At 71.9% G+C, this 19,529-nt stretch carries 16 protein-coding genes; 11 read left to right on the top strand and 5 right to left on the bottom strand.

Features of this window, described 5'->3' with window-relative positions:
* The first annotated feature begins 27 nt into the window (after positions 1-27).
* Both ACIRS4_RS20640 and ACIRS4_RS20635 read left to right on the top strand, forming a co-directional pair.
* Positions 28-1,080, top strand: coding sequence for an aspartate-semialdehyde dehydrogenase (locus ACIRS4_RS20640; RefSeq protein ID WP_404197775.1), 1,053 nt, complete (start codon positions 28-30; stop codon positions 1,078-1,080).
* A gap of 48 nt (positions 1,081-1,128) precedes the next feature.
* Entirely contained in the window at positions 1,129-1,578 is a 450-nt protein-coding gene (locus ACIRS4_RS20635) for an ADP-ribosylglycohydrolase family protein (protein ID WP_404197772.1), read from the top strand.
* On the opposite strand, the gene ACIRS4_RS20630 is transcribed toward ACIRS4_RS20635, so the two are convergent.
* Positions 1,556-3,229 carry a helix-turn-helix domain-containing protein gene (locus ACIRS4_RS20630; RefSeq protein WP_404197769.1) on the bottom strand — a complete coding sequence of 558 codons (1,674 nt, stop codon included), beginning with the start codon at positions 3,227-3,229 and terminating at the stop codon, positions 1,556-1,558. The two genes, ACIRS4_RS20635 and ACIRS4_RS20630, sit on opposite strands and share 23 nt — an antisense overlap.
* 128 nt (positions 3,230-3,357) lie before the next feature.
* Positions 3,358-4,584 (bottom strand): M6 family metalloprotease domain-containing protein, encoded by a 1,227-nt coding sequence (locus ACIRS4_RS20625; protein ID WP_404197767.1) that lies wholly within the window; start codon positions 4,582-4,584, stop codon positions 3,358-3,360.
* A gap of 580 nt (positions 4,585-5,164) precedes the next feature.
* On the opposite strand from ACIRS4_RS20625, the gene ACIRS4_RS20620 reads away from it, so the two are divergent.
* Entirely contained in the window at positions 5,165-5,809 is a 645-nt protein-coding gene (locus ACIRS4_RS20620) for a TetR/AcrR family transcriptional regulator (RefSeq protein ID WP_404197764.1), read from the top strand.
* A gap of 158 nt (positions 5,810-5,967) precedes the next feature.
* Entirely contained in the window at positions 5,968-7,506 is a 1,539-nt protein-coding gene (locus ACIRS4_RS20615) for an MFS transporter (protein WP_404197761.1), read from the top strand.
* Between the two features lie 56 nt (positions 7,507-7,562).
* Here the strand turns inward: ACIRS4_RS20615 and ACIRS4_RS20610 are convergent, their stop codons facing one another.
* Positions 7,563-8,072 (bottom strand): MarR family winged helix-turn-helix transcriptional regulator, encoded by a 510-nt coding sequence (locus ACIRS4_RS20610; RefSeq protein WP_130442254.1) that lies wholly within the window; start codon positions 8,070-8,072, stop codon positions 7,563-7,565.
* A 175-nt stretch (positions 8,073-8,247) separates the two neighbouring features.
* Between ACIRS4_RS20610 and ACIRS4_RS20605 the strand changes: the two genes are divergently transcribed.
* Positions 8,248-9,015 (top strand): dioxygenase, encoded by a 768-nt coding sequence (locus ACIRS4_RS20605; RefSeq protein ID WP_404198136.1) that lies wholly within the window; start codon positions 8,248-8,250, stop codon positions 9,013-9,015.
* Positions 9,016-9,548: 533 nt separating this feature from the next.
* On the opposite strand, the gene ACIRS4_RS20600 is transcribed toward ACIRS4_RS20605, so the two are convergent.
* Positions 9,549-10,064 carry a GNAT family N-acetyltransferase gene (locus tag ACIRS4_RS20600; protein ID WP_404197758.1) on the bottom strand — a complete coding sequence of 172 codons (516 nt, stop codon included), beginning with the start codon at positions 10,062-10,064 and terminating at the stop codon, positions 9,549-9,551.
* A gap of 173 nt (positions 10,065-10,237) precedes the next feature.
* Between ACIRS4_RS20600 and ACIRS4_RS20595 the strand changes: the two genes are divergently transcribed.
* Entirely contained in the window at positions 10,238-11,233 is a 996-nt protein-coding gene (locus tag ACIRS4_RS20595; RefSeq protein ID WP_404197755.1) for an RNA polymerase sigma factor RpoD/SigA, read from the top strand.
* A gap of 605 nt (positions 11,234-11,838) precedes the next feature.
* On the top strand, positions 11,839-12,438 hold the full coding sequence (locus tag ACIRS4_RS20590) for a TetR/AcrR family transcriptional regulator (RefSeq protein ID WP_404198133.1): 600 nt from the start codon (positions 11,839-11,841) through the stop codon (positions 12,436-12,438).
* Between the two features lie 69 nt (positions 12,439-12,507).
* Here the strand turns inward: ACIRS4_RS20590 and ACIRS4_RS20585 are convergent, their stop codons facing one another.
* Positions 12,508-13,509 carry a helix-turn-helix transcriptional regulator gene (locus tag ACIRS4_RS20585; RefSeq protein ID WP_404197752.1) on the bottom strand — a complete coding sequence of 334 codons (1,002 nt, stop codon included), beginning with the start codon at positions 13,507-13,509 and terminating at the stop codon, positions 12,508-12,510.
* A gap of 63 nt (positions 13,510-13,572) precedes the next feature.
* Between ACIRS4_RS20585 and ACIRS4_RS20580 the strand changes: the two genes are divergently transcribed.
* The 4 genes from ACIRS4_RS20580 (at position 13,573) to ACIRS4_RS20565 (ending at position 19,461) form a co-directional block, all read left to right on the top strand.
* A complete protein-coding gene (locus tag ACIRS4_RS20580; RefSeq protein ID WP_404197749.1) occupies positions 13,573-15,159 on the top strand; it encodes an MFS transporter in 1,587 nt (528 codons plus the stop codon).
* Between the two features lie 189 nt (positions 15,160-15,348).
* The gene (locus tag ACIRS4_RS20575; protein ID WP_130442264.1) at positions 15,349-16,110 is read left to right on the top strand and encodes a DeoR/GlpR family DNA-binding transcription regulator; all 762 of its coding nucleotides are present in this window, start codon (positions 15,349-15,351) and stop codon (positions 16,108-16,110) included.
* On the top strand, positions 16,107-17,054 hold the full coding sequence (gene pfkB, locus ACIRS4_RS20570) for a 1-phosphofructokinase (RefSeq protein WP_404197746.1): 948 nt from the start codon (positions 16,107-16,109) through the stop codon (positions 17,052-17,054). The genes ACIRS4_RS20575 and pfkB overlap by 4 nt, the downstream gene beginning before the upstream one ends.
* Before the next feature lie 274 nt (positions 17,055-17,328).
* Positions 17,329-19,461, top strand: coding sequence for a fructose-specific PTS transporter subunit EIIC (locus ACIRS4_RS20565; protein ID WP_404197743.1), 2,133 nt, complete (start codon positions 17,329-17,331; stop codon positions 19,459-19,461).
* Positions 19,462-19,529: the final 68 nt, after the last annotated feature.

The raw sequence follows: 19,529 nt of genomic DNA, 5'->3' as shown, positions 1-19,529 counted from the left end.
AACCCAAGACAAGAAAGTAGGGCAGTCATGGCCGCTCAGGGTCTCCGAGTCGGCGTAGTGGGCGCGACCGGACAAGTCGGAGTAGTGATCCGCAGCATCCTTCGGCAGCGTGATTTCCCGATCGGACAGCTGCGCTTCTTCGCCTCTGCGAAATCGGCGGGTCTACGGCTTCCGTGGGGCGACGACAGCATCGTGGTGGAACACGCCGAAACGGCAGACCCGTCCGGCCTGGACATCGCCATCTTCTCCGCCGGAGGAGCAACAGCACTGCGACTGGCACCCCGGTTCGCGGCGGCCGGAGCCGTCGTCATCGACAACTCCTCGGCGTTTCGGATGGATCCCGATGTGCCACTGGTGGTCAGTGAGGTCAACCCGGAAGCTGTGTCCGAGGCGCGACGCGGCATCATAGCCAATCCCAACTGCACGACGATGGCCGCGATGCCAGTGATCAAGCCGTTGCATGACGAGGCTGGTCTGGTGCGGCTCACTGTGAGCACCTACCAAGCGGTGTCCGGCGGCGGGGTCGCTGGAGTGGAAGAGCTCAGGTCTCAGGTGAGTGGAGTGATCGACCGAGCGGCCGGCTTGGCGATCGACGGGGCGGCGGTGGATTTCCCGCCTCCGGTGAAATTCGCCAGAACCATCGCCTTCAACACTGTGCCGATGGCCGGTTCGATTGTGACCGACGGATCCGCCGAGACTGACGAGGAGCAGAAGCTGCGCAATGAGAGCAGGAAGATTCTTGGCCTGCCGTCGCTGCGTGTCGCCGGGACCTGTGTCCGGGTCCCGGTCTTTACCGGCCATTCCCTCGCGGTGCATGCGGAGTTCGCCCGTCCTGTCTCCGCTGAACGCGCATCCGTGTTGCTTGAGCACGCCCCTGGTGTCCAGCTGTCCGACATTCCGACCCCGCTCCAAGCGTGCGGCCAGGACGCCAGTTTCGTGGGCAGGATTCGCCAGGATCAGAGCGTCGAGGAGGGGCGTGGCCTCGTCCTCTTCATCAGCAACGACAACCTGCGAAAGGGTGCGGCCCTCAACGCTGTCCAGGTCGCCGAGCTGGTCGCGGCGAACCTGCTCACCGCGTAGTAAGACGTAGAGCGCCACACCGCGCAGGGTCTGGCTCAGGGCTTCGGCGTGGCACGGCTCGCGCAGCTCGCCCCCGACGCCACCGCGCCCTCGGCACTGCTCGGCGGTCTGTACGTCGCGGCTTCGTTCCCCGACCGCTACCAGGTGGACGCGGCTCTGCGCTTCGCCGCCCAGGCACCCGACGGCGACTCGGTGGCCTGTGTGGCCGGGGCGCTGCTCGGGGCCGCGCACGGTGCCGAGGCGTTGCCCGTAGACCTGGTCAGCCGCCATGAACTGGCCTGGGTTCTCGACACCTTGGCCCGCGATCTCGTCGCCCAGCTCACCGACTCCCCCAGTGGCGGCGAATACGTAAGTGGTTGGGGATCGATCCCCCCTCTGGCAGGTCCGCTACCCGGGTTGGTGATCCACCGGCCGCAGGGCCCTCCCGGGGGCCTTCCGGATCCCTCCCGGGACCTTCCGGCAGCCACGCCGTCGGTCAGGTCAAAGGGACTCGGGTGAAGCGGGATGTCATGTGGAGGTCCGATTCGATTCGGGCCGCAGTCGTCCGTAGGTGGGGGAGGAGGTCGCGTTCGCATTCCTCCGGGGTGCGGCGGGCCGCGTGGGTGGTCATGGTCAGGGCCGCGATCGTGCGGCCGGTGCGGTCGTGGACGGGGACGGCCAGGGCGCGCAGGCCCTCCTCCCACTGCTCGTCGACCAGGGTGTGCGGGGAGTCCTCCAGGAGCAGGCGGCCCGCCGCCGTGTCGGGGGCCGGCAGGTGGGTGCCGGGTTCTATGGCCACGCTCATGACGTGACGGGACTGCGCGCCGGCCGTGCAGCGGATCTCGTCGCCGGAGGGCGTGAGGACCGCCAGCGACGTCGACTCCTGGATCAACTCCGTCAGGGCCTTCAGGTGGGGCGTCGCGATGCGGGGGAGCGTGGTGCGGGAGAGGGGCGGGAAGCCGAGGGCCAGCACCCGGGGCGTCAGGGAGAAAGCGCCCGTCGGCGACCGGGTCACCAGGCCCAGGTGTTCGTACGTGATCAGGGCCCGGCGCGTCGTCGCCCTCGCCAGGCCCGTCGCCCTCGCCGCCTCCGTCAGGGTCAGCTCGGATCTTCCCTCGTCGAACGCCGTCAGCACGGTCAGGCCCCTGGCCAGGGACTCGATGAACTCGCGGCCCAGTTCCTGCTTGGAAGCGCCCGTCCAGAGAGCCAGGGGCGAGGGGGGTGACGTGGGCTGTGGGGGAGCGCTCTCGTGCAGGGCTCGCTGCATCGCGTCAGCCGCCTCACGCAGGCGGGGCAGGAGCGCCGCTCGCAGGTCCTCGGCCGTACGGCGGCTCGTGTGGCTCACCACGCTCGCCACGCAGGCGATCCGGGACGTGCCGGGGTGCCGTACCGGGACCGACACCGCCACCAGGCCCGGTTCGATCAGCTGGTCGTCCAGCGCCCAGCCGTCGCGCGCCGCCTGGTCCGCCCGGCGGGCGAAGTCCTGTTCGAGCGTCGCGTCCGGGGCGCGTGGGGGGAGCGCCGGGAAGTCCCCGCCGTCCGGGTCCGTCGTGCGGCGGGTGCGCCAGCGGGTCCAGTCGGCGTCGGTCCATTCCGTGGCGAACAGCGGTCCTGGCGCGGTGCGTTCGGCGGGGAGCAGGTCGCCGATGCGGAAGCTCAGGGACATCGCGCGGCGGCGGGTCGCCTGGTGGATGAAGCGGATGCCGTCCCGGTCGGCGACCGCGAGGGAGACGGACTCGTCGAGTTCGTCCGCCAGTTCGTCCGCCCGGCCGCCGAGCAGGGCGGGGAGCCGGAGGGCCGCCAGGTAGGAATTGCCCAACTCCATCACGGGCGGCGCGAGTACGGCGTCCCTGCCGTCCAGGCGGACGTGGCCCATGCGGGCCAGTGTCACCGTGATGCGGTCGACCGTGGAGCGGGCCAGCCCCGTGGCCCGCTCCAGGCCACTCAGGCTCATCGTGCCGCCCGCCGCCGTCAGCTCCTGGAGCACGGCGATCCCGCGGATCAACGGGGCGACGGCCTCCTGCGGGACGGCCACTTCAGGGACGGCTACTTCCGGGACGGCCACCTCCCGCACAGCCGCCCCCGGTGTCCCGCGTCCTCCCCCGGGGGACCGCAGCGGTCCGTTCGGCCTCGGCGGTTCCCCGGCCGGCGTGGGCGTGTTCGCGGGCATGAGCTTCGGTTCTCCGATGCGGCGGTGATGCGGCGGTACGGCGGTGACGGCGGCCCCGCCGCATCACCTCCGCACCGCATGACGGTGGCGGCAGGCCCCACCGTAATGCGCGGCCGTCCGGCCCTCGCCTACGACCGTGTCACCCGCACCCGGTAGTTCCCCTCCAGGTCGGCCGCCGTCACCGCGACGCGCAGGCCCCGTTCCGGGTCCTCGAACGTCTCACCCGGCGCGAACGGCGCGTCCGACAGCTCGGCGTGGACGTTGGGGCTGCGGGTGCAGCCGCCGCTGTCGCGGTGGGCGTCATGGACGCGCACCGGGCCCATGCCGGTGTCCACCTCCGCGTCGATCTTGTAGACGAGGACGCCGGGGCGGCACACCGTCTCGTCGTTGCCGCCGTGGGCGCGCAGTTCGAACGCGTAGCTGGTACGACGGTCGATCGGTACGACGATCAGTTTGGGGCCGCCGGGGCGGTAGAGCGGGGTGAGGGTGTACTCGGCGGTGCCGGACGCGCTCGCGCAGCGCACCTGGTCGGTGTCCAGCCAGCCCAGCTTCCACTTGTGCCAGCCGAGCAGGTCGTTGTTGGACCCCCAGTCCTCGCTCATGATGTCCCAGTGGCCGACCGCGCCCCCGCCTTCCTGGGTGTACAGGTCGGGCAGGCCGAAGACGTGGCCGTTCTCGTGGGGGAGGACCCGGTAGCCGGTGCGGTCGTAGGTGCCGGAGCCGTCGTCCTGGCGGGAGTAGACGAAGGACGCGTTGGCGACGGGGACGCCGTCGGCCACCGGGGCCTCGATGTTGCCGGCGAACGTCACCGACAGGACCGTGTCCAGCGCGGAGGGGCCGGCGTTGGGAGTGACCAGCACGTTCATCAGGTCGTACGAGCGAAAGTCGACCTTGGGGTCGGCGGCGGCCACGATGTCCTGGATCAGTCGCCGGTAGCCGGGGTCGAAGGGGGCGCCGCGCTCCATGCCGTACTCCTCGAAGGACTTGGGCATGCGCAGCCAGCCGGGGATCGGGGTGTCGGCGCGGTAGTCGAGGCGGCCGTAGGACGCGGTGCGGAACCATTCCTGGGTCTGCGGGAAGAACTCGCTGTAGCGGTCCAGCGCGTTGCCCGCGCCCGGCGCGTCGGAGAAGTCGATCATCAGCGTGAGGGCGCGGACCGTGCCCGTGGAGCGCGCGTAGCCGCCGGGCGTCGGCACGCCCTCCGACATCTGCACGGTGGGGCTGCCGTAGATCAGGCACGGGGCGTGGGCGGCGGTACGGGCCGGGGAGACCGGGCCGGCCCCGCCCGTCGCCGGGTTCGGGGGGAGCCGTCCGGAACCCGCGGAGGTGCTCACCGCCAGGGTCAGAGCCGTCACGGACGCGAGCGCGGCCGCCCGGCGGGTGCGTATCCGACGGCGGGGCGCGCGGGACAGGGGGGCAAGGGGCGCATCGCCAGGGGTGGCCAGAGGGGTGTCCCCGAAAGCGACCGTGGGCCTCTCCGCGGCGGGGACGGTGGGGCGCAGTCCATGCTCCGCTTCCGTGGCGGGTGAATGCCCCGTTTCCGTGGCGGGGGTATGCCCCGCTTCCGCGGCGGACCCATGCCCCGCTTCCGCGGCGGGCGCGATGGGACGCGCGCCGTCCCCCAGCCGCCCCGGCCCGGCGCTCGTCTCGGGGTGCTCGCGCTGCGGCTGCATGCGGGGACCCTTCGCTCCGGCAGCCGCCGGTCACCGACTGCACCCTTGATATCACCCTCCGTCGCCGACTGGTGGCGCGCGCGTTGGGGCGGCCGATCGTGGGTTACCGATAGGTAGGCATCAAAGGTGACTCAGGTCACAGGAAAAGGGTTCGGCTGCCGGAATTAACGGGGAGCGCTTCCCCGTTTAGTCAGTGTCCGAGCGAAACGGGGAACGCCTCCCCGGTTCGGTTTACAGATCAACCAAGTCGAAGGAGCACACCGTGCAGACCGCTCACCCCGTGACGCGCAAGGCGACCCGGCCGCGCGCCGACGCCCTGCGCAACCGGGAGCGGATCGTCACCGCCGCCCGCGAGATGTTCGTCGAACTCGGCCCCGATGTGCCGCTCGACGACATCGCCCGCCGGGCCGGTGTCGGCAACGCGACGGTGTATCGCAACTTCCCCGACCGCGGCGCGCTGGTCCGCGAGGTCGTCTGCTCCGTCATGGACCGGACGGCCGAGGCGGCCCGGCAGGCGCTCGCGGAGTCCGGCGACGCCTTCGGCGCGCTGGAGCGCTTCGTGCACGTGGCCGCCGACGAGCGCATCGGCGCGCTGTGCCCGATGGTCGCCAGCACGTTCGACGAGAACCACCCCGACCTCGTGGCCGCCCGGCTCCGCGCCGAGCAGTTGATCGACGAGGTCATGGAGCGCGCCCGGCAGGCGGGGCAGCTCCGCGCCGACGTGGGCATCGGTGACCTGCTGGTCGCCGTGGCCCAGCTCAGCCGCCCGCCGGCCGGCACCGCCTGCCTGAGCGCCGACCGTTTCGTCCACCGCCATCTTCAGCTGTTCCTGGACGGACTGCGGGCCCCGGCCCGATCCGTTCTGCCGGGCGCGGCCGTGACCATGGAGGACCTCCGCCAGGCCTGACCCACCTGAGTCACCTCACCCATTCGACCTACGTCACCCAGCCAGACCCGAGCTGACCCGCGTCAGCCTGCAGACATTCCGGCCGTCGCCGTTTCCGTCGACGCGCCGTGGCTTTTCTCGCCTTTTTTCCGTCACGAAGTCCCGAAGTGGGTACCTCCATGTCTGAAACAGCCAGCAAGGCTCCCGGCGCCGTCCAGGCGGACCCGGGCCGCTGGAAAGCGCTCGTCTTCATCGCGTTGGCCCAGCTGATGGTCGTCCTCGACGCCACCATCGTGAACATCGCCCTGCCCTCCGCCCAGCAGGACCTGGGCATCTCCGACGGCAACCGGCAGTGGGTCGTCACGGCCTACGCCCTCGCCTTCGGCGGTCTGCTCCTCTTCGGCGGCCGGATCGCCGACCTGTGGGGCCGCAAGCGGGCCTTCGTCGTCGGCCTGGCGGGCTTCGCCGCCGCCTCCGCGCTGGGCGGCGCGGCCACCAACGAGGCGATGATGTTCGGCGCCCGCGCACTCCAGGGTGTGTTCGGCGCGCTGCTCGCGCCCGCCGCGCTCTCCCTGCTCGCCGTGATGTTCACCGATGCCAAGGAGCGCGCCAAGGCGTTCGGCATCTACGGCGCGATCGCGGGCGGCGGCGGCGCCGTCGGCCTGATCCTCGGCGGCTTCCTCACCGAGTACCTGGACTGGCGCTGGACGTTCTTCGTGAACATCCCCTTCGCCGTCGTCGCCGCGGCCGGCGCGTACTTCGTCATCCGTGAGCCGGAGGGCGGCCGCAACCGTTCGCCGCTCGACATCCCCGGCGTCGTCCTGTCCACCCTGGGCCTGGTCGCTCTGGTGTACGGCTTCACGCGCGCCGAGTCCGAGGGCTGGAGCGACTCCCTGACCGTCGGCATGTTCGTCGCGTCCGGTGTGCTGCTCCTGACGTTCGTGCTGGTCGAGGCGAAGGTCAAGGCCCCGCTGCTGCCCCTGCGCGTGATCACCGAGCGCAACCGCGGCGGCGTCTACCTCTCGCTCGGCCTGGCCATCATCGCCATGTTCGGCCTGTTCCTCTTCCTCACCTACTACCTGCAGGTCGTGAAGGGCTACACGCCGGTGAAGACCGGCTTCGCCTTCCTGCCGATGATCGTGGGCATGATCACCGGGTCCACCCAGATCGGCGCCCGGCTGATGACCCGGGTCCCGCCGCGGCTGCTGATGGGCCCCGGCTTCCTGGTGGCCGCGCTCGGCATGCTGCTCCTGACCCGCATGGAGATCGGCTCCTCCTACGCGACCCTGCTGCTGCCGGCGATGCTGCTGCTCGGCCTGGGCATGGGCTCGGCCTTCATGCCGGCCATGTCCCTGTCCACGCAGGGCGTCCAGGCTCGGGACGCCGGTGTCGCCTCCGCGATGGTCAACACCTCGCAGCAGGTGGGCGGCGCGATCGGCACCGCTCTGCTGAACACCGTCGCCGCGTCCGCGACCACGTCCTACATCACGGACCACATGGCCTCGGCGACCTCCGCCCCGCAGCGGCAGCTGGTCCAGCTGGAGGGCATGGTGCACGGCTACACCAACGCGATCTGGTTCGCCGTCGGCATCCTGGTCACCGCCGCGGTGATCGCCCTGACCCTCGTCAACGCCGGCAAGCCTGACATGGGTGCGGTGACCGGCTCCGACGCCGAGGACGCCGACGACGCGGTGCCGGTCCCGGTGGTCGCCCACTGACACCCGGCCGACAGGGGCGGGTCCTCAGCGACCGGCGTCCGCGCCCCGGCTGAGCCTCACCTCAGCCAGGGCAGGTCCGCCCCCGCCTCATTGGGCTGCAGTCCCTCGGCGATGATCTCCATGATCTCGCCGAGGGACTTCTGCTGTTCCGGGGTGAGCCGGTCGAAGAGCGCGTTGCGTACGGCGTTCACATGGCCCGGCGCGGCGCTCTTCAGCATCTCCAGTCCCTGCTCGGTCAGCACCGCGAACTGGCCGCGCTTGTCGGAGGGGCAGTCCTCGCGGCGCACCCAGCCGTTCTTCTCCAGGCGGGCGACGGCGTGGGAGAGGCGGGAGCGGGTGATCTTCGCCTGCATGGCCAGCTCGGTCATGCGCAACCGTCGGCGGGGGGCCTCGGCGAGTTTGACGAGGAGCCCGTAGTAGACGTGCGGCATCCCCGCGTCACGTTGGAGCTGGCGGTCCATGTGGTCTTCGAGGAGGTACGTGGCGTGCAGGTAGGAGCGCCAGATGCGCTGCTCCTCTGCGGTGAGCCACTGGGGCTCTTCAGCGGGTGCGGCAGCCGTCTTCATGTACTCCACTGTACGGGCTTCGTCCTTGAAACTTAAACAAGTGGTGCGTACAGTGAGATGGAGATGAAGTTTAGACTTCAAGCAAAGCTGTTGAGGGCCCCGGCCCTCGGAGGGAGTCACCGCCATGTCCGCCCCCGCCGCCCAGGAACGCGCCGTCCCGCAGGAGCGGGAGCGCATGCCCGCCCTGTACCTAAGCCACGGCGCCCCGCCCCTCGCGGACGACCCTGTCTGGCCCGGTGAGCTCGCCGCCTGGTCCGCCGACCTGCCCCGCCCCAAGGCGATCCTCATGGTCTCCGCCCACTGGGAGGAGGCCCCCCTCGCCCTCGGCGCTGTGGAGACCGTCCCCCTGGTCTACGACTTCTGGGGCTTCCCCGAGCACTACTACCAGGTGACCTACGGCGCCCCCGGCGCGCCCGAGCTCGCCGAGAGCGTGCGCAAGCTGCTGCGCGCCCCCGGTGTGCCTGTCCAGGACATCCCCGACCGCGGTCTCGACCACGGCGCGTATGTCCCGCTCGTCGAAATGTTCCCGGCCGCGGACATCCCCGTGCTGCAGATCTCCATGCCGACCCTCGATCCGGTGCGGCTGATGGAGATCGGACGCCGGCTCGCGCCCCTGCGGGACGAGGGCGTGCTGATCGTCGGCTCCGGCTTCTTCACCCACAACCTCGCCGCCCTGCGCCACACCGGCGGCGGCGTGCCGGGCTGGTCGACCGAGTTCGACGACTGGGGGCGGCGGGCGCTCGACGCGGGGGACGTCGACGCGCTCCTGGACTTCACCCGCAAGTCCCCGGCGGGCCTGCTCGCCCATCCGCGCACCGAGCACTTCGCCCCCCTGTTCGTGACCATGGGCGCCGCGGACGCGGTCGGTGAGCTGGGGTCGCAGCGGTCGGTGATCGACGGCTTCTGGCTGGGCCTGGCCAAGCGGTCGGTGCAGTTCGGCTGAGTGCGCAGAGGGGCACCGCGCCACGCGGCCCGGCCGAACACCGCCCGGAACCGCCGCGCCATGCCTCATTGGCGTAAGCGCCGCCCTGAAGCGCCGCGCCGCCTCGGCTGGGGCGCTGCCCGACACCGTCGCGCCGCGCCGGCTGGGGCGCTGCTCGGAATCGCTGGGCCGTGCCGCGCCGGCTGGGGCGCTGTCCGGAATCGCCGCGCCGCGCAGCCCCGGCTGATGCACTGCCCGGAACGGCCGCGCCCTGCCGCCTCGGCTGGGGCGCCGCCCGGAACCGTCGCGCCGCTAGGGCGCTGTCCGGAATCGCCGCGCCGCGCAGTCCCGGCTGATGCTCTGCCCGGAACGGCCGCGCCCTGCCGCCTCGGATGGAGCGTCGCCCGGGATCGCCGGGCCGCGCCGCCTCGGCTGGAGCGCCGCCCGGAGCCGCCGCGCTACGCACCCCAGCTGATGCGCTGCCGGAAGCGCCGCGCCCCGCCGCCCCGGCTGGAGCGCTGCCCCGACGTGCCGCGCCGCGCCGACCCGTGCCGTCACAGCTCCTTCTCGTACCAGGCCACGTCCCAGTACCTGCCGAACTTGCGGCCGATCTCCTTGTAGGTGCCGATGTAGCGGAACCCGAAGCGTTCGTGCAGACGGGTGGACGCCTCGTTGGGCAGTGCGATGCCCGCGTACGCGCGGTGCAGATCCTCGCCGGCCAGCGCCTCGAAGAGCGCCTTGTAGAGGAGGGTGCCGACACCGCGACGGCCGGCCCCCGCGGCGACGTAGACCGTCACCTCCACCGACGTCGAATAGGCGGCCTTCGGGCGGTGGGGGCTGGACGTGGCGTACCCCAGAATCTCCTGTGAACCGGAGTCCACGGCAACCATCAGGCGGTACGGCCCGTCTTCAGGGTGGGAGAGCAGCCAAGGGCGGCGCTCTTCCACCGTGAAGGCCACCGTGTCGAATGTGATGGGCGTCTCACGTACGTAGTGGTTGTAGAGCTCTGTGAGGGCTTCGAGGTCCGCCTCGACTCCCGGTCTGACCTGCACCTCTGTACGGTCCGACATCCTCTCGCCTCCCTGCGTGGCCGGACAGGGTACTGCATGATCAGAAAATTCGTGGGGCGGGTTGGGAATTCTGTCCTGATTCCAGTCGTTGTTTCCATCGGATGCCGGGCACACGAGAAGAGTGCCGAGCGTCTACGGACCACCCGCTGACCCACCATCGCAAGGGAGCACGCATGGCAACCCGTGCCGTCGCCCGTCGTCAGTCCGCCACCGGCGAGACCGGCGCGGCAAGCAGTGTTCGCGTCCACGGCGGGGAGCTCGCCGACCGCGATCTGGTCGGCATGTACCTCGACGAGATCGCGCGCACACCACTGCTCGACGCCGCAAAGGAAGTCGAGCTGTCGCAGATCATCGAGGCGGGTGTGTTCGCGCGACAGGTTCTCGACGGATACGAGGAGTCCAAGGCGGACGCCTCCCGTGAGGAGCTCGAGGCCCTCGTCGCCGACGGGGAGCGAGCCAAGGACGTCTTCATCCGTTCCAACCTGCGCCTGGTCGTCGCGGTCGCCCGCCGCTACCCGCGCAGCGGCCTGCCCTTGCTCGACCTGATCCAGGAGGGCAACGCCGGACTGGTGCGCGCGGTCGAGAAGTTCGACTACCGCAAGGGCTTCAAGTTCTCCACGTACGCCACCTGGTGGATCCGCCAGGCGATCACGCGCTCGATAGCGGACCAGTCGCGCACGATCCGGCTGCCCGTCCACCTGGTGGAGGAGCTGGGCCGCATCCGTCGCGTCCAGCGTGAGTTCAACCGGGAGAACGGCCGTGACCCGGAGCCCGTGGAGATCGCCGAGGAGCTGGGCTCCACGCCGGAGCGCGTCATCGACGTGCTCGACTGGGCCCGTGACCCGGTCTCGCTGAACATGGCGGTGGACGACGAGGGAGAGACCCAGTTCGGCGACCTGCTGGAGGACACCTCCGCGGTCTCGCCGGAGCAGTCCGTTCTGACGCTGCTGCGCAGCGAGGAGCTCGACGGCCTGATCGACCGCCTCGACCCGCGCACGGCCTCCATCATCAAGATGCGCTACGGCATCGAGGACGGCCGGGAGCGCACCCTGACGGAGGTCGGCAAGCAGCACGGCCTGACCCGTGAGCGCATCCGCCAGATCGAGAAGCACGCCCTGTTGGAGCTGAAGAAGCTGGCCCGGTCCACCGGGTTCGAGGCGGCGGCGTAGCCGAACGGACCGGTGCGGTCATCGTCAAGGCGCGATGGAGACCGTGGACACGGTGTGCGCCGCTCCTCGCGGGCGGCGCCGCGCCGCCGCGTGGACGAGCTGTGAGCCGCCTCGCGCGCACTGTGGCCGAAGTCCCGCGCGAACATGGCGATACAACGCCGCTTAACCGGTGACACCGGGGGAACAAGAATTCAAGGCACGGGAGTTCGGATCCACCGGACCCCGAAGCCATGAGACGACCACGTGGTTGCGCCGCACCTCGGTTCGCGCCGAGCGTCTGCTTCGCATGCCACACGCAAGGACCCTTCGGACCACGTCCCGACGCACCCCCCCGGCGGCGGGACTGCCCCAGGCCGGGCCTCGGCGCCTTCCCCCCCCAAGGCGCCGGGCCCGGCCTTCTTCTCACCCCGGTCACGCGCGCTCGGCTCTCCCGCCCACGCCTGGACATGCCGAAGGGCGGGTCACCCCGTACCTGAACCCCGGGGTGGCCCGCCTGAATGGCAGATTGTGTCACAGGGGCATAGCCTGCAACTGTGACCAGTTCCACCCCCGCCCCGGTCTCGGCCTCGACCTCGCTGACCGAGCGGCGCAAAGCGGCGACACGGATGGAGATCGCCCGGGCGGCCGCCCGCCTCTTCGTGAGCCGCGGCCTCAAAGCCACCCGGGCCGAGGACATCGCCGGCGCGGCGGGCATCGCTCCCCGCACCTTCTACCGGTACTTCGCCACCAAGGAGGAAGCCGTCGCGCCCCTCTACGCGGAGGGCGCCCGGCGCTGGGCGGACGCGGTGCGTGACGCCCCGCCCGAACTGCCCCTGCCGCAGGCGCTGGAACATGCGGTGCGGCACACCCTCACTCCCGGCGAGGGGGTCTCGGCCGCGTCCTGGGAATGGGCCCGCACCCTGATCCGCCTCGCCGCGAGCAGCCCGGCCCTGGGCAAGGTCTGGGCCGAGGTCTGCCACACCTCGGAGGAGACGCTCGCGCAGATCCTGCGGGAGCGGCGCGAGGGCGCCCCTCAGGCCGGTGACGTCACCGGCCTGACCGCCGACGAGCGGTTCACCGCTGCGATCGCCGACGCCGCGGTGAGGGTGGCCGTGGAGAGCTGGTCCAGGGGCGACCACCCGCCGACCGGTCCGCAGGGCCCGGCCGAACTGGCCCTGCGCAACCTGGAGAAGCTGCGCGGCATCGGCTGGGGCGAGGGTCACTGACCGCCGTCGCCGGGTGAACTCGACGCCCCACCCGCGGTGTTCACGCCCAGCTCCCCACGCCCCAAGCCCCTACCCTTGCGGACCCGTCCCCGCCCTGCCCAGTCTCCCGCCCAACTCCCGCACGCACTGGATGAGTTCACCCGGTCCATGGACCGTGAACTCGCAGCCGACCAGGGCCAGGCGCATCGCCACCCATTCCACCGGGTCACTGGTGACCCCACGGAGGCGACAGCCGCCCGGCGCCCCCTCGTCGGGATCGTCGCCGACTTCCGAGGCCGAGACGAGCCAGGCGGGCAGCCGGGCCGTGACGAACTCGGCCGACTGCGCGAACGTGACGTCGTACGTGTACTCACGGGTGTCCGGGCGGCGGTGGATCGAGCGGCGCAGGTACTCCGCCGCGTCCCCCGCCGGCAGTTCCCGGGGGGTGAAGCGGGCGCCGGTGGCGAAGGGGTCGCGCACCCGGTCGACGCGGAAGGTCCGCCAGTCCTCCCGTTCGAGGTCGTACGCCACCAGGTACCAGCGCCGACCGGTCGACACCAGCCGGTACGGCTCGGTCAGACGGCGGGACTGCGTGCCGTCCTTCGCCCGGTAGGCGAACCGCAGCCGCTCATGGCCGGCCACCGTGGACGCCATCACGGTCAGCGTCTCAGGGGCGATGCTCGCGCCGTCGCCGCTGGTCAGCGGGGTGGTCGCGGCCTGCAGGGTGGAGACGCGGTGGCGCAGCCGGGCCGGCAGCACCTGCTCCAGTTTGGCCAGCGCCCGCACCGAGGCCTCGTCCACGCCCTCCAGCGCGTGTCCGGCGCCGGCCCGCAGGCCGACCGCTATCGCCACCGCCTCCTCGTCGTCGAGGACGAGCGGCGGCATGGCCTTGCCGGCGACCAGTCGGTACCCGCCGTCCGAACCCATCGTGGCCTGGACCGGGTAGCCCAGTTCGCGCAGCCGGTCGATGTCGCGCCGGACCGTGCGCCGGGACACCCCGAGCCGGCCGGCGAGCTCGCCGCCGGGCCATTCGCGGGGCGTCTGGAGGAGGGAGAGGAGCTGCAGCAGCCGTGCCGGAGTGTCCGTCGTCATGCCTTCGAGGATGCCGCACCACTAGGACATGATCTGACCTAGTGGGCTCCTAGTCTTCAGGACATGACTTCCACCGAGACACCGCCGACGTCCACACCCCCGAGCGCCGGGGACCGCCGCCGCTGGTTCGCCCTCGCGATCGTGATGACCGCGGCCTTCATGGACCTCGTCGACGTCACGATCGTCAACATCGCCATTCCGTCCATCCGGCAGGAGGCTGGCGCGTCCTGGAGCCAGATCCAGTGGATCACCGCCGGCTACGCGCTCGCGTTCGCCGCCGGTCTCGTCACCGGCGGTCGTCTCGGCGACATCCACGGCCGCAAGCGGCTCTTCCTCGTCGGCATCGGCGGTTTCACCCTCGCCTCCGCGCTGTGCGGATTCGCCGCGAACCCGGAGATGCTCGTCGCCTCCCGCATACTGCAGGGGGCCATGGCGGCGCTGATGGTCCCGCAGGTGCTGTCGATCGTGCACGCGACCTTCCCGGCGCACGAGCGGGGCAAGGTGTTCGGGCTCTTCGGCGCGGTCGTGGGTCTCGGCGCGGTCTCCGGACCGCTGCTGGGCGCGCTTTTGACGGAGTGGAACCTGTTCGGACTGGGCTGGCGGCCCATCTTCCTCATCAACCTGCCCGTGGGCGTCGCGGGTCTGATCCTCGGCAGCCGCTTCATCACCGAGTCCCGCGCGCCGAGGGCGCTCAAGCTCGACCTCGTCGGCGTCGCGCTGGTGACACTGGGTCTGCTGATGCTGCTCTACCCGCTCACCCGCGGGCGTGAGCTGGGCTGGCCGCTGTGGGGATACGTCTCGATGGCCGGCGCGCTCGTCGTCTTCGGGGCGCTGGTCGCGTACGAGCGGCGCAAGGGCGCGCGGGACGGCTCTCCGCTGATCGAGCTCTCCCTCTTCCGGGTGAAGAGCTTCGCCGCCGGCATCGCGGTCCAGCTCGTCTTCGGCGTCGCCCTCGGCATCTTCTTCCTGGTGTGGACGCTGTACATGCAGGAGGGGCTCGGCTGGACCCCGCTGCGCGCCGGACTGACCGGCGTCCCGTTCTCCCTCGCCGTCTCGACTGCCGCCGGTCTGTCCGTGCAGAAGCTGGTTCCGCGCTTCGGCCGCAAGGTGCTCCAGGCGGGCGCGCTGACCCTGGCCCTCGGCGTCCTGCTCTACATCTGGGAGTCCGCGCGCTACGGCCTCGGCATCACGTCCTGGCAGATGGCGCCGCCGCTGGTCGTGATGGGCGTCGGCATGGGTCTCATCGTCGCGCCGCTGACGGACGCGGTGCTGTCCGGGGTGCCGCGCGAGCACGCCGGGTCGGCGTCCGGGCTGATCAACACCGTGCAACAGATGGGCAACGCGCTCGGTCTGGGCCTGGTGGCGGTGGTCTTCTTCGGCCGGATCGGCGATCGGCTGACCCCGGCCCAGGTGGGCCCGGAGTTCGCGGACGCCTTCCGCTACGCGCTGGGCTGGGTGGCCGCGGTGATGGGCGCGATCTTCCTGCTGATGTTCGCCCTGCCGAAGCGGCCCGCGCAGCACGTGGAAGGCGCGGACGCGGCGGCCGGGGGAGAGGGCGCCGAGGAGGCGGCCGGGCAGCCTGCCGCCGAGCAGCCTGCCGCCGCTGGGAAGCTGCCCGGTCAGCAGGCGGCGTCCGAACTCGTCGGCTGAACGAGGTCTCCGAGGAAGGGCCCGGCGTGGGACGCCGGGCCCTTCGGCGTGTGCGCGGCCCTGCGACGACGTGGCCGCGAAGTCCGTTCATGCCCGAATCGAGTCCGAACCTGTTTACTTTCCTGAAAGCCGGGCGTAGCCTCCCTGTAGAAACCACACGTTCGGGCATGACTCGGAGGCGAAGCGGACATGTACGCACCGGAGCGACAGCAGGCGATCCTGAGGCTCGCCCGTGACGGCGGCCGTGTGGACGTCGTGTCGCTCGCCGAGGAGTTCCAGGTCACGGCGGAGACCATCCGCCGGGATCTGAAGGCCCTCGACCGCGCCGGCCTCGTCCGCCGCGTCCACGGCGGCGCCATACCCGTCGGACGCCTCGACTTCGAGCCGGACCTCGCCGAGCGCGAGAGCACCTCCGCCGACGAGAAGGACCGCATCGCCAAGGCGGCCCTCTCCGAACTGCCGTCCGAGGGCACGATGATCCTCGACGCCGGTACGACGATCGCCCGCCTGGCCGCCGCGCTCCCCCTGGAGGCCTCGCTCATCGCCGTCACGCACTCCCTGCCCATCGCGGCCCGCCTCGCGGATCACCCGGGCATGCAGCTCCACCTGGTCGGGGGGCGCGTACGGCACCGTACGCGCGCCGCCGTCGACGCCTGGGCGCTGCGCGCGTACGGCGAGATCCGCGCCGACGTCCTGTTCGTGGCCGCCAACGGCTTCTCCGCCGAGCACGGTCTGACCACGCCCGACCTGGCCGAGGCCGCCGTCAAGAGCGCGGCGATGGCGGCGGCCCGCCGGGTGGTGCTGCTGGCCGACTCCGCCAAGCACGGCCAGGAGCACTTCGCGCGCTTCGGCGACCTGAGCGACGTGGACCTGCTGATCACCGACAGCGGGCTGAGCCCCGACGACGCCGCCGCCATCGAGCGCGGCGGCACGGAAGTAGTGCGCGCATGATCCTCACCGTCACCCCCAACCCGTCCCTCGACCGCACGTACGAGGTCCCGTCGCTGGAGCGCGGCGAGGTCATCCGCGCCACCGGCGAACGCATGGACCCCGGCGGCAAGGGAGTCAACGTCTCGCGCGCCGTGACCGCCGCCGGACGGCGCACGGTCGCGGTCCTGCCTCTCGGCGGCGCGCCGGGCGCGCTCGTCGCCGATCTGCTCGACGCGCAGGGCATCGAGGTCGCACCGGTGCCGGTCGCCGGGGCCACCCGCTCCAACATCGCGCTCGCCGAGTCCGACGGGGTGCTCACGAAGATCAACGCGCCCGGCCCGGAGCTGAGCGCCGCCGAGCAGGAACTGCTCCTGGAGACGGTGCGAGAGCAGTCGCACGACGCCGACTGGATCGCTTGCTGCGGCAGCCTGCCCCGGGGCCTCGCGCCGTCCTGGTACGCCGATGTCGTCGCGCGGGCGCACGCCGGGGGAGCGCGCATCGCGCTGGACACCTCGGGACGCGCCCTCCTGGAGGCGCTGCGCGAGCGGCCCGACGTGGTGAAGCCGAACGCCGAGGAGCTCGCGGAGGCCGTCGGGCGGCCGCTGGCGACGGTGGGCGATGCGGTGAAGGCGGCTGAGGAACTGCGGCAGATGGGGGCGCGCGCGGTGCTCGCGAGCCTGGGCGCCGACGGGCAGCTGCTGGTCGAGGACGGGGGCGCCTGGTTCGCCTCCGCGCCGGTGGACGCCGTCCGCAGCAACGTGGGCGCCGGCGACTCCTCGCTCGCCGGCTTCCTCATCGCCGGCGGCAGCGGCCCGCAGGCCCTCGCCTCCGCCGTCGCGCACGGCGCGGCCGCGGTCCAGCTCCCCGGCAGCGTGATGCCGACCCCGGCCGATCTGGACCTGGCGGCGGTGACGGTCACGGCGGAACTTCCGACAGACCGCGAACTGAAGGAGCCGGTGTCATGAGCGCACCGCAGGGCACGACCGAGGCCCCCGTCGCCGTCCGGTTCGAAACAAGCTCTGGGCGGGGATGGCGAGCGGATGTGTTACTCGCCGCTCCGGGCGGGCAGCAGGGCAACGGGTCGCGAGGCGACCTGAGCCGCTGTGCCGCACCGCGGAGGCGAGGGGTCCCCCGCCCCGCCTCCACCGCGCCCTTCCCCTCCGTCTCCCCCCTCTCCGCCCCCGTCCCCACCCCCGCCCACCCCACGCTCCGGGCGATACGCGTGCGAAGGAGCCCGCGATGAGTGACATGATCACCGCGGACCTGGTCGACCTCGACCTGTCCGCCGATACCAAGGAAGCGGCGGCGCGATCCCTCGCCGAGCGCATGGTGGCCCAGGGCCGGGTGACCGACCTGGACGGCTTCCTCGCCGACGTCGCCGCCCGCGAGGCGCAGATGCCGACCGGCCTCGACGGCGGCATCGGCATCCCGCACTGCCGCAGCGCCCACGTCACCGAGCCGACACTCGCCTTCGGGCGCACCGCCGACGGCATCGACTTCGGCGCGCCCGACGGCCCCGCCGACCTGATCTTCCTGATCGCCGCCCCGACCGGCGCCGACGACGCCCATCTGACGATCCTGTCCTCCCTGGCCCGTCAGCTGATGAACGCCGACTTCACCTCCGCACTGCGGTCGGTGCGGGACGCGGGCGCCGCGGCCGCGCTGATCCGCGGCGAAGAGCCGGCGGCCGGCACGGACAGCGAGTCGGTCACGGACACCGCGGCCGACTCCGGCCGCACCACCGGCACCGCCGGTGAGCCCACCCAGGACGCCGCCGTGGCGTCGGCGGCGGCCTCCGCCGACGCCACGGCGGGCAGCACCACGCCCGCACCGGCTCCGAGCGACGCCCCCGGCGGGACCGGTGCCGAACGCCCCTTCCGCGTCGTCGCCGTCACCTCCTGTCCCACCGGCATCGCGCACACCTACATGGCGGCCGAGTCGCTGGAGAACGCCGGCCGTGAGGCGGGCGTCGAGCTGGTCGTCGAGACGCAGGGCTCGGCCGGCTTCACCCGGCTCGACCCGGCCGTCATCGCCGCCGCCGACGGCGTGATCTTCGCCCACGACGTGCCCGTCCGCGAGAAGGACCGTTTCGCCGGCAAGCCCACCGTGGACGTCGGTGTGAAGGCGGGCATCAACCGCCCGGCCGAACTGATCTCCGAGGTCCGCGGCAAGGCCGAGCGCGGCGAGGTCAGCGCCTCCGCAGGCGGCGGCACGCCGGTCGAACGCGCCGGGGAGTCCGGCGACGGCTACGGCACCAAGCTGCGCAAGTGGCTGATGACGGGCGTCAGCTACATGGTCCCGTTCGTCGCCGCGGGCGGTCTGCTGATCGCCCTCGGGTTCGCGATCGGCGGCTGGGAGATCAGCAAGGCGCCCGCGGTCACGGAGCACTTCTCCTGGACCCAGGTCGACAGCTGGGCCGCCCTGATGTTCCAGATCGGCGGCGTCGCCTTCGGCTTCCTCATCCCCGTCCTCGCCGGATACATCGCGTACGGCATGGCGGACCGGCCCGGTCTCGTCCCCGGCTTCGTCGGCGGAATGATCTCCTCCACCATCGCCGCGGGCTTCCTCGGCGGCCTGGTCGCCGGTCTGCTGGCCGGTGGCGTGGTCCTCGCCATCCAGCGGATCAAGATCCCGCCGGTGCTGCGCGGCATCATGCCGGTGGTGGTGATCCCGCTGATCTCCTCGATGATCGTCGGCTTCCTGATGTTCGTCGTGGTCGGCAAGCCCATCGCCCAGGCCCAGAAGGCCATGACGGACTGGCTCGCGGGACTGACCGGCTCCAACGCCATCCTGCTCGGCATCCTGCTCGGCCTGATGATGTGCTTCGACCTCGGCGGCCCCGTCAACAAGGTCGCGTACGCCTTCGCCACGGCCGGCATCGCCGTCCAGAACCCCAGCGACTCGGCGATGAAGGTCATGGCCGCGGTCATGGCGGCCGGCATGGTCCCGCCGCTGGCGATGGCCCTGGCCACCACCGTGCGCGGCAAGCTCTTCACCCAGACCGAGCGCGAGAACGGCAAGGCCGCCTGGGTCCTCGGCGCCTCCTTCATCTCCGAGGGCGCCATCCCGTTCGCCGCGGCCGACCCGCTGCGCGTCATCCCCGCCTCGATGGCGGGGGGCGCGGTGACCGGCGCCCTGTCGATGGCCTTCGGCGCGACGCTGCGCGCCCCGCACGGCGGCATCTTCGTGGTCCCGCTGATCGGCAACGCGGTCCTCTACCTGGTCGCCATCGCCGCCGGCGTGTGCGTCACGACCGCCCTGGTCGTCGTCCTCAAGGGCCTGCGCAAGACGGCCCCCGGCGCTTCCGCCGCCGGTCAGGACGCCGGCGCGGCCGCCCCGACTGCGCAGGAGAAGCAGCCGGTCGCGGCGTGAGCCGCGGCGAGCGGTACCGGCCACTCGGCTGACACGATCGGCCGGTCGCGGCCCCGACCCGTGAGGGA

The sequence above is a fragment of the Streptomyces sp. NPDC101166 genome, assembly GCF_044768125.1.
Lineage (GTDB): Bacteria > Actinomycetota > Actinomycetes > Streptomycetales > Streptomycetaceae > Streptomyces.
Note: the sequence above shows the minus strand (reverse complement) of the source record. Positions and strands in the feature narration are given on the sequence as shown.

Coding starts and splice junctions, on each gene's coding strand:
- ACIRS4_RS20640 (WP_404197775.1), top strand. CDS start 28: ATGGCCGCTCAGGGTCTCCGAGTCGGCGTAGTGGGCGCGACCGGACAA.
- ACIRS4_RS20630 (WP_404197769.1), bottom strand. CDS start 3,229: ATGCCCGCGAACACGCCCACGCCGGCCGGGGAACCGCCGAGGCCGAAC.
- ACIRS4_RS20615 (WP_404197761.1), top strand. CDS start 5,968: ATGTCTGAAACAGCCAGCAAGGCTCCCGGCGCCGTCCAGGCGGACCCG.
- ACIRS4_RS20610 (WP_130442254.1), bottom strand. CDS start 8,072: ATGAAGACGGCTGCCGCACCCGCTGAAGAGCCCCAGTGGCTCACCGCA.
- ACIRS4_RS20605 (WP_404198136.1), top strand. CDS start 8,248: ATGCCCGCCCTGTACCTAAGCCACGGCGCCCCGCCCCTCGCGGACGAC.
- ACIRS4_RS20600 (WP_404197758.1), bottom strand. CDS start 10,064: ATGTCGGACCGTACAGAGGTGCAGGTCAGACCGGGAGTCGAGGCGGAC.
- ACIRS4_RS20595 (WP_404197755.1), top strand. CDS start 10,238: ATGGCAACCCGTGCCGTCGCCCGTCGTCAGTCCGCCACCGGCGAGACC.
- ACIRS4_RS20590 (WP_404198133.1), top strand. CDS start 11,839: ATGGAGATCGCCCGGGCGGCCGCCCGCCTCTTCGTGAGCCGCGGCCTC.
- ACIRS4_RS20585 (WP_404197752.1), bottom strand. CDS start 13,509: ATGACGACGGACACTCCGGCACGGCTGCTGCAGCTCCTCTCCCTCCTC.
- ACIRS4_RS20580 (WP_404197749.1), top strand. CDS start 13,573: ATGACTTCCACCGAGACACCGCCGACGTCCACACCCCCGAGCGCCGGG.
- ACIRS4_RS20575 (WP_130442264.1), top strand. CDS start 15,349: ATGTACGCACCGGAGCGACAGCAGGCGATCCTGAGGCTCGCCCGTGAC.
- pfkB (WP_404197746.1), top strand. CDS start 16,107: ATGATCCTCACCGTCACCCCCAACCCGTCCCTCGACCGCACGTACGAG.
- ACIRS4_RS20565 (WP_404197743.1), top strand. CDS start 17,329: ATGAGTGACATGATCACCGCGGACCTGGTCGACCTCGACCTGTCCGCC.